Origin of the sequence: Paraburkholderia solitsugae, from assembly GCF_013177695.1 — a bacterium.
GTDB lineage: Bacteria > Pseudomonadota > Gammaproteobacteria > Burkholderiales > Burkholderiaceae > Paraburkholderia > Paraburkholderia solitsugae.
In genome coordinates this window covers 17,985-27,216 of the sequence record NZ_WOEY01000050.1, presented here as the reverse complement: position 1 = coordinate 27,216, position 9,232 = coordinate 17,985, and the positions used below count along the sequence as shown (strand labels likewise).

Below are 9,232 nucleotides of genomic sequence, written 5' to 3'. Positions count from 1 at the left end.
ATATTCAGCAACTCGGTCATGACAGCGGCGGGCTTGCCGAGCTCACCGGCGGCAATCAGGGGCATTCGGGGGGGATCGGGCCGATGATCACGTGGTCGGGCAAGGTCCAGAAAACGCCGGTGTCGGCATCGCTGCGGTGGGTCAACGAGTTCAACGTCAGCGACCGGCCGAAGGGCAATGCGGTGGAGCTTTCGCTAAGTGCCACCTTCAAGTAACGGAGCATGCGTTTGGTGAGCCGTTATTCCTTGTGCGCCACGTCGCCCTCCGTCAAGTCAGTCAGCATCGGCGCGCCGTACCCCTGCGCGCTGCGTGCATCTGCGCTGGCCGTGGCGCTGCTTCTGGCGGCGAGCCACGGCCACGCCGAGTCGAAATTCACCGATCCCGAGGACGGCGCGTTCGACCTGAGCAACCTGTTGCTGACGCATCGCGGCGTGCTGCCGGTTCCGACGCTCATCACCGAACCGGCGGTCGGCTATGGTCTGGGGCTCGGTCTGCTCTATTTCTCGCTGCCGAAGAAAAGCGCCGATGCGCCTGACGATTCCAAAGCGCCGCCGAACATCACCGGCCTGGGTGGTTTTGCGACTGGCACGCATAGCTGGGGCGCAGGACTGATGCATTTCCACACGTGGGATGACGACCACATCCGCTATCTCGGCGTGGTCGGCAAGGTCGGGCTGCATCTGAACTACTACGGCATCCAGAACCAGCCGCGCGCCTACCAGCTCGACGGTATCGCCGTGGTGCAGCAGGTGCTGTTCCGGATCGGCAACAGCCACTGGTACGTCGGCCCGCGCTACACCTTCTTCGACGCGAACACGCGCTTTGATGCGAGCATTCCGGCGGGGATTCGGCAGTTCGAGAAAGATCAGCGGGTCGCCAAGGGCGGGGTGGTGGTGGACTACGACACGCGCGACAACATGTTCTATCCGTCGAGCGGCACCTATGCGGAGCTCGAAGCGGACCTCGCGCGCGGCGGCCTCGGCAGTTCTACCAACTTTCAGGAGCAGACGGCACGCGGCTATCAGTGGATTCCGCTGTCGAAGAGCTGGGTGCTCGGTCTGCGTGCCGACACCGGTTTCTCGCAAGGAAACATTCCGTTTTTTGCGCAGCCGTATGTCTCGCTGCGCGGTGTGTCCGATGCGAAGTTCCAGGACAGCAATCAGCTTACCGCGGAAGCCGAAATTCGCTGGAACGTCACGCCGCGCTGGTCGGTGCTCGGCTTTGGCGGGGCCGGCAAGGCCTATGGCCATCTGCATTCGTTTTCGGATGCGCCCACCGCGTTTGGCTTCGGCACTGGTTTTCGCTATCTGATTGCTCGCAAGCTCGGCGTGACGATGGGGATCGACGTCGCGCACGGGCCGGGGCAGAACGCGTTTTATGTGCAGGTGGGGAGCGCCTGGCGGTGACCCGTGAAACGTGGTTACGCATCGAAGTGGTCGTGAAATGCACCCCTATTCGGCGAAGTGCGCTGTCGCGCCCGCCGATATGCTGTTCGGGACCATCGTTGCTGTTCGCGACCTCAATGTTGAGGCGTGGCCGGCGACGCGACGCGAACCACCTTTTGCGGACCACCATGAACGTAACCACATCAGATGACTTTATCGGAGTTCAGTCCCAACACCCCTTTTCGAAGGCTTTTATCGTGCTTGGGTATCGGGATGGATCGATCTCGACGATCCCGAATAACTTCTTTCGCGATTGGTTGGATGAGGAAGCGAAGGTTGGAACCTTCTTTATCGGCAAGGGTTCGGGAATCGGTGTTGGCTCGATCGCCAAATACGACGCCGGGTTGCAGAAGCTTGTAGTCGGAAAATTCGTCGCGGGTGGCTTGAGACTGAAGTTCCTGCTGAATGGGCAGCACGACATGCGGACGATTTCGACGTCGATGCTTAGCGTTTTCGGTAGTGGATTGAACAACGTACCCCCGCCTCAGTACAGCGACACGGTAATCCGTAACGACGTGTGGATCGGCGACGAAGCGATGTTTCTTGGCGGTTCCACGATTGAAAACGGTTGCGTTATCGGGGCGAGAACCTTGGTGCCGCCTAATTTTAAAAGCGAGCCCTACGGCATCTATGTAGGCAGCCCTGCACGCCTTGTTCGGTTCCGTTTCTCCGAGCGTATCCGCGAGAAACTTCTCGAACTTGAATGGTGGGACATGCCGATGCCGTGGTTAAAGAAACATAACGACCTTTTCCTTGTTGACCTGACGGCAGACGAGGGGCGGTCGATGGAAATCCTGACCGAGTTGCTGCGCGCAAAAAGCGAATCCGTCGAGGCGATGGCCGCGACGCAAACTTGATGCGTCAGCTCTGAGCAGGATGGCATTGCTTGATATTGGAGGTCACGCTGACGGCGAGCAGGAGCGAATTCGCATCCTTGCCGATCAGCGGACCGGTCTATCCCGCCGTCAATGCTATTGGAGCGATGCACAATGAAAACAACGATGAAGCGATCCTTGCTGTTGCTCGCCGGCGTCTGCACGTCGCTTGCGGTGACACTCGCCACACCGGGGCAGGCGCTCGCCGCTGCAATGGTGCAGCCACTGCCGACGGTCTGGCCGCGCGACTTCGATAGCGCACAGCAGCGCATCGAGTTGTATCAGCCGCAGGTGGAAGTGTGGCAAGGCAACCGGATCGAAGGGCGCGCGGCATTTGCTGTCGGCGCGAAGAGCGCCACGCCCAACTACGGCGTCGCCCATTTCACCGCGCGTGCCGAAGTCGACAAGACGAGTTCGGCCGTACAACTGCTCGACATCGTGTTCGACCAGGTCGACATGCCGGCTACGCCGTCCGCTGCCGCCGGTGTCAAAACAGCCTTGCAGGCGCGCATTCCGAAAGACGGCCTGACGACCTCGCTCGAACAACTGCAGGCTAGTTATGCCAGCACCCACGAAGGCGGCGAACCCGGCCTCGCGGTGCAGAACAACGTACCTCACATCCTCTTTGCCGAACACCCTACGCTGCTCGTGCTGGTCGATGGCGACGCGAACTGGCGCGCGCTCGGCGACACGCATTATCAACGCCTGATCAACACGCGCGCGATGCTGCTCAAGGACGCGAGCGGCACGCTGCATCTGAATGCCGCGGGCTACTGGTACGAGGCGACATCGCTCGACGGCCCGTGGCATCTGAACGCAGCGCCGCAGCATGATCTGGTTGCCGCGGCGAACAAAGCGCAAACGAATCTGAAGTCCGACCCGATGTTGCCCGGCGACGGCAAGAAGCCGGCGCAGGCGCCGGACGTTGTAGTCGCAGCGCAGCCGGCCGAGCTGGTGGTGACGAACGGCAAGCCTTCGCTGCAGCCGGTGAAGGGGACGAATCTTCTGTCTGTCGCCAACGCCGACCACGCGCTGTTCGTCGAACCGCGCGACAACCATTATTACCTGCTGCTGTCGGGCCGCTGGTTCACCGCAGCGGGCCTCTCCGGACCCTGGACCTTCGTCGACGGCAAGAGCCTGCCCGCCGATTTCGCGAAGATCGCTGCCGACGACCCGCATGCGAACGCGCTCGTCTCCGTGCCCGGCACACCTCAGGCGAAGGAGGCGGCGATCGCCGCCGCCATCCCGCAGACGGCGACCGTGTCACGCAAGACCACCACGTTGAAGGTCGTCTATGACGGTTCACCGAAGTTCGTGGGCATTGCTGGCACGTCGCTTTCGTATGCGGTGAACACGGCGACGCCGGTGATCCAGACGGCGCCTATGCAATTCTTCGCGGTCGCCAACGGGATCTGGTTCACCGCGAGCGCGGCGAGTGGCCCGTGGCATGTCGCCGATACCGTGCCGGCCGCAATCTATACGATTCCGGCGGCTTCGCCCGTGCATTACGTGACCTACGTCCACGTTTATTCGGCGACGCCGGATACGGTGGTGGTCGGCTATACGCCGGGCTATATGGGTGTGGTCGTCAATGCGGACGGCACCGTCGTGTACGGCACCGGCTATGTGTACGCGCCGTATGTCGGCGAGGTCTACTACGGCTATCCGGCCACCTATGGCTACGGCGCGGGCTTCGCGCTCGGCACGACCATGGGCTTCGCCTTCGGCTTTGCGATCGGCGCTACGTGGGGCGCGCCGTCGCCGTACTGGGGTCCGTATTGGGGGGGGGAGCTGGCAGTACGCGAACGTCAACCAGGCGAATATTTACGGCCGCTGGGGAGGGCAGGCCACCGTGACCCACGCGAGCGGCTGGAACGGCTGGACCGGCAACAGCTGGGCGGGGTCATCCGTATCCGGTTTCAATCCGTACACGGGCGCTCATTACCAGGGCAGTCGTGGCGCTGTCGAGAACGCGTACAACGGCAACTACGCGGCCGGACGGCAAGGCTCGTTCAGCAATCCGTCGACGGGACGCAGCGGTGCGGGACGTGGCGGCGTAGTGGGCAACCAGGGCACCGGCGATTACGCGGCGGGCGGGCAGCGCGCCGGCTACAACGCGCAGACCGGCCGCTACGGCGTGGCCGAAGCGGGCGTCACCGGCAACACGAATTCCGGCGATCATCAGGCGGGCTCGCGCGGCGTGGTGGGCAACAAGAACACCGGTAACTCGGTCGCGTGGAACAACGGCAATGTGTATGCGGGCAGCAACGGCAACGTCTACCGGCATGATCAGGGCGGCGGCTGGGAGCAGCACAGCGCCAACGGCTGGCAGCCGGTTCAGCCGAGCGCCAGCCAGACCCAGCATCTCGACTCGCTCAAGCAGGGGCATGATCTTGGGAATGCGCGGGCCAGCGGACAGTTTCAACCGCAGCGGCAGTTCGGTGGCGGAGGTGGGCGGTTCAGGCGGTGACGTGCTGGTGATTGAGCCGGGGCGAGCGTCGCGCCGGGTTTCGGGGCGCTGAATGTGCCCGGCGCGGACGCTGGGCAGGCGGCGCATTCAGCGTACAGGGCCGCCTTGCCTCGCCTGACGGAGCGTCTGTGGGTCAAAAAGCACGCAGTCTCCGGCTAAAGATATTTATCGCCCTGCTGGCGACCCCGGACCTTCTTCGCGGGGTTGCCGTACGTGACTGAGAAAGCATCCACTGCCTTAACAACAACGGACCCGGCGCCCACCACGCTGTGCTCGCCAATCGTGATTCCATGACGCAACACGGCGCCGATACTCACGGCGGCGTGGCTGCCGATGCGGCAATTGCCGCCGGTGGTCACGCCCGGCGCGACGCTCGAAAAGTCCTCCATGATGCAATCGTGATCGAGCGACGCCTTCGTGTTCACAATGCAGAACTGACCCACGCGGCAGTCAGCATTGATGACGGCCCCGGCCATGACCACCGTCCCGGCACCTATGCTTGTTCCTTTGCCGACGCTGGCTGCCGGGTGTATCGCATTGACGAACGGCAATTGCGGACAAACATTGGCTACTTTGCCGGCCACTTTCGCGCGAACGCTGTTATCTCCGATCGCTACGATGACGCCCTGCAGATCGTGTTCGGTGGCCAGCCTGTCCAGATCGGACTCACCGCCGAGAACGGGATAGCCGAGGGTCGCTTCGCCAACCGCCCGAAAAGCGTCGATGAGGCCGGCGATCCGGTAGCGCCCCTGTTTTTCAACGATGTCGATAATGACTTTGGCGTGGCCGGAAGACCCAACAAGCACGATGTTTTGCATTGGATACGTCGCGCTTCTAAGCGCGGCTCAACTCATTTCATGCCGGCGATGATACTGACAATGCGTACAACCTGTGCCGGGTTTAGATCGGGATAGATCGGCAGGCACAAGATCCGTTTCGACGCCGCGCTGGCGGCACTCAGATTGTCCTTGTGTGACGACGGCAGGCCGCGATACATCGGGAATTCAGAAATCAGCGGGTAGAAGTAGCGGCGCGCATAGATATCGTGTTCCTTCAGGCGCTCATACAGCGCGTCGCGGCTGATCGGAAAGTTGTCTTCTACCTGGACAGGAAAGTAAGCGTAATTCGCGACTTTTTCGCCTGCGTCCAACAGGCAGCGGATGCCGGGCACGTCAGCCAGTAGCTCGCGGTACTGCGCGTCGATCGCCTTGCGTTTGGCCAAAGCATTGTCGACGTGTTGCAGTTGCAGAAGCCCAAAGGCGGCGTTGATTTCGCTCATCTTGCCGTTGATGCCGGCGGCCACGACGGTCACCTCATCCACGAAACCGAAGTTCTTCAGGTGGTCGATACGCTGCTTGGTTTTCGCGTCTGGGCAGATGATCGCGCCGCCCTCAAACGTGTTGAAGACCTTGGTGGCGTGGAAACTGACGATGGACAGATCACCATGCTTGAGCACGCTGCCATCTTCGGTTTGCACTCCGAACGCGTGGGCGGCGTCGTAGATGACCTTGAGGTTGTAGTTATCGGCGATCTTCTGGATGGCTTTCACATCGCAGGGATGGCCATAGCAGTGCACCGGCATGATCGCGGTCGTTTGCGGCGTGATAGCTGCTTCGATCTTTTCCGGATCGAGATTGAGCGTGTCCGGATCGACATCCACGAAGACCGGCTTGATGCCGTTCCAGAGGAGCGAATGCGCGGTCGCTGCAAACGAATAGGGCGTCGTGATCACTTCGCCATTGATGCGCAGGGCCTGCAGCGCTGTGACGAGGGCCAGCGTGCCGTTCGCGAATAGCGCGAGGTGCTCCACACCCAGATACTCGCAGAGCGCCTTTTCGAGTTGCTGGTGGAACGGCCCCCCATTCGTGAGGATCTTGCTGTTCCAGATTTTCTCGAGATACGGCATGAACTCGGCCAGCGGCGGCAGATGCGGCTGAGTCACATAAATGCGTTCGTCGTCCAGCGACGCGATTGCACGAAGAGGAGCGCTTGAGCCCATGGTTTCCTCGCTACTGTTTTTTAGTCCGGGTCACGGATGACGGCCGTTATGCGGTGTGAACCGGGTCGCCGCTTGCTGCTTGCGGATCGTCCGTGCTGATGGCTGCGGGAGCGAGCCCGTCACACCAGCGCTGCCACATCGTGCGAAATGCGCGTGAAAGGCTCTTTGCAACCACTTCCGGTTGAAATGGGGCTGACTGCATGCAACGTTCGCGCAACGCCGTGCGGATGCTGGCGAGTGCAGGGATGTCGGAGGCCAGCTTGACGCCCTTTGCCACGAAGTCTTCCGCATCTTCGGCCGCGAACGCGTCGAGACCCGAATGGGCGAGCCATGCCGTTGCTGCCCGGCTTGCCATGGTCTTGCCGGCCATCGTTAGGGTGGGCACACCCATCCACAGCGAGTTCAGAACGGTCGTCGAACCGGTATAGGGGAAGGTATCGAGACAGATGTCGACCTGGAAGTGCTGTTGCAGGTAGACAGCGATGGTTGAGCGCGGGCGGAAAGTCAGGCGGTCTCGTGAAATGCCTTCGTTGACGAACCAGCTGATGAGGTTTTCATCGCCTTCGTCGCCGGTCATCGAACCTAGGACCATCCGGGCAGTGGGCAACTCGCGAAGCAACCTCGCCCACACGGCGATCACGTCGGGACGCAACTTGTTTAGCCGGTTGAAACTGCCGAACGTGATGTAGCCGTTATGCATGGCCGGCAGGATGTTGACCGGCGGCGAATTCTTGTCCGGCTGGAACGGTCCGATGGCGGCCAGGTGCACGAGCTTCTCGGAGAACTGCTGCTCGATTTCGCCGAACGGCGTAAAGAAGCGGTCGCTGAGATAGTAGTCCATCGCATCGAGACCGGTCGTCGCCGGGTAGCCGATCCAGCTGACCTGAATCGGCGCAGGCTTGCGCGCGAACGCCTGCAACCGATTACGGCCGGTGTGTCCGCTCAGGTCGATCAGGATATCGATTTTATCGGCGCGAACTTTGGCGATGAATTGCTCGTCCGTCATGCCGGAGATCATGCTCCAATGGCGCGCCTGGGTGCGCAACCACTGCGTGTAATCGTCCTCTTGCACATGGTTGTAATAGACATGGAGCTGCAGGCTCTCGTCTTTCGCGAGCGGCTCGATGATTGGCATTAGATAGGAGGCCACTGCATGCCGGAACAGGTCGCCGGAGACGATGCCCACTTTTAACTGGCGATCGGGCGCGCGGTTATTCGTATGACGCGGCTTCGGCAAGCGCAGCGATGCTTCATGAAGCCGGGCAAACTCGCGATGTTCGGCGTAGATTTGCTCCGCAGCGATGTTAGGGTTGTGCGCGATCGTGAAGAGCAAATTGCTGCGCGTCGGTGCATTTTTGGGATCGAGCTCGAGCGCGCGGCGAAAGCATAGCTCGGCCTCGTCCGTGGCGCCGGCGTTAAGCAGCACGACGCCCAGCGTGCTATGCGACTCCGAGTAGTCGGGCGTGAGTTCGGTTGCACGACGGCACTCGGCGATCCCTTCGCGGGCGCGGCCTAAGCTGGCGATCACCATGCCAAGGATACGATGACCTTCTGAATGGTCCGGATGTAGTTCGAGCAGTTTTCTGCACTCGGCTTCTGCATCGGCATACTGACCGAGCAAGCGCAGCAAGTCAGCCAATGCCTTGCGAACGTCGGAATCGCCGCTACCAAACGTTATGGCGTTTCTCAGGGGCTCGGCGGCGTCGCTGTATTGGCCAGCTTTGTGAAGAGCGATACCGAGGCAGCGCCATGCGAAGCCGCTCGACGGAAATCGTTCCGTCAGGCTTCGTCCGAGCTTGATGGCATCCGGAATGTGGCCCCTGGCGTAGAGCGTGTTGAAGCGGCTTATCTCTTGTGGAGAGGGGCGGCGCGTATCGAGTGCTGCCGTTGTGGTCTCCGTGGCGTCCCGGCCTGTCGAAATGACCACCATCGTAGAGGGTTCCGGCGATACAACGACCGAAGCGACCGCGGCGGTGGCGTACCCGGCATCGCCGTGTGCCATCCGCGTAATCAGTCCGTTGACCGCAGGCCCCTTCAATCCCCTTTGCTGCCCCATTTCTAGCGCCAGCCAGGCCGCTTGGATCTGGTCCGCGTCGATCAATGCGCTGATGTAAGCAACCCAGAATTGCCCGTTGTTCGGCGCGCCGCCGAGCGCGGCTTCCAGGTGTGGCAGGGCCTCGGCAGGACGACTGCGCTGCGCGTACAGCACGCCGAGGTTGTACTGCACGTCGGCGTGGCTGGGCCTGGCGTCGAGGATCGCCTTATACAGCGCTTCGGCGTCGTCGAACTCCTCCTTGTGGTGATGCGCCAGCGCGGTCTGCAAAACCAGAGCGATGTCATGCTCGAACTGTTGCTCGGGCGTCAAGGGTTCAGCCGTCGGCTGCTCGTGGAGGAGAGTCATGGTCTCAGCGCAGAATGGTCTATGACGGAAATTGTGCGACGG

The 9,232-nt window shown here is 61.6% G+C and carries 6 protein-coding genes and 1 pseudogene; 4 read left to right on the top strand and 3 right to left on the bottom strand.

The window, feature by feature from the left end; genetic code table 11:
• From GNZ12_RS12175 to GNZ12_RS12160, 4 genes and pseudogenes are all read left to right on the top strand, one after another.
• Positions 1-215, top strand: a 215-nt coding sequence (locus tag GNZ12_RS12175) for a transporter (protein WP_328805989.1), incomplete at its 5' end; no start/stop codon positions are given.
• A gap of 15 nt (positions 216-230) precedes the next feature.
• A complete protein-coding gene (locus tag GNZ12_RS12170) occupies positions 231-1,406 on the top strand; it encodes a BamA/TamA family outer membrane protein (RefSeq protein WP_328805988.1) in 1,176 nt (391 codons plus the stop codon).
• Positions 1,407-1,573: 167 nt separating this feature from the next.
• Complete coding sequence (locus GNZ12_RS12165; RefSeq protein ID WP_172310572.1) at positions 1,574-2,302, top strand: LbetaH domain-containing protein; 729 nt, start codon at positions 1,574-1,576, stop codon at positions 2,300-2,302.
• A 132-nt stretch (positions 2,303-2,434) separates the two neighbouring features.
• Positions 2,435-4,790 (top strand): annotated as a pseudogene (locus tag GNZ12_RS12160) (carbohydrate-binding family V/XII).
• Positions 4,791-4,945: 155 nt separating this feature from the next.
• Here the strand turns inward: GNZ12_RS12160 and GNZ12_RS12155 are convergent.
• The 3 genes from GNZ12_RS12155 to GNZ12_RS12145 are packed head-to-tail and all read right to left on the bottom strand — an operon-like array spanning position 4,946 to position 9,190.
• Positions 4,946-5,608: a NeuD/PglB/VioB family sugar acetyltransferase gene (locus GNZ12_RS12155; RefSeq protein WP_172310571.1), complete on the bottom strand. Its 663-nt coding sequence runs from the start codon at positions 5,606-5,608 to the stop codon at positions 4,946-4,948.
• Positions 5,609-5,640: 32 nt separating this feature from the next.
• Positions 5,641-6,789, bottom strand: a complete 1,149-nt coding sequence (vioA, locus tag GNZ12_RS12150) for a dTDP-4-amino-4,6-dideoxy-D-glucose aminotransferase VioA (protein ID WP_172310570.1) — start codon at positions 6,787-6,789, stop codon at positions 5,641-5,643.
• 46 nt (positions 6,790-6,835) lie between these two features.
• Entirely contained in the window at positions 6,836-9,190 is a 2,355-nt protein-coding gene (locus GNZ12_RS12145) for an O-linked N-acetylglucosamine transferase family protein (RefSeq protein WP_172310569.1), read from the bottom strand.
• Positions 9,191-9,232: the final 42 nt, after the last annotated feature.

Excerpts from the sequence above, each read along its gene's own strand:
- GNZ12_RS12165 (WP_172310572.1), top strand. The coding sequence starts at position 1,574 with ATGAACGTAACCACATCAGATGACTTTATCGGAGTTCAGTCCCAACAC.
- GNZ12_RS12145 (WP_172310569.1), bottom strand. The coding sequence starts at position 9,190 with ATGACTCTCCTCCACGAGCAGCCGACGGCTGAACCCTTGACGCCCGAG.
- GNZ12_RS12155 (WP_172310571.1), bottom strand. The coding sequence starts at position 5,608 with ATGCAAAACATCGTGCTTGTTGGGTCTTCCGGCCACGCCAAAGTCATT.
- vioA (WP_172310570.1), bottom strand. The coding sequence starts at position 6,789 with ATGGGCTCAAGCGCTCCTCTTCGTGCAATCGCGTCGCTGGACGACGAA.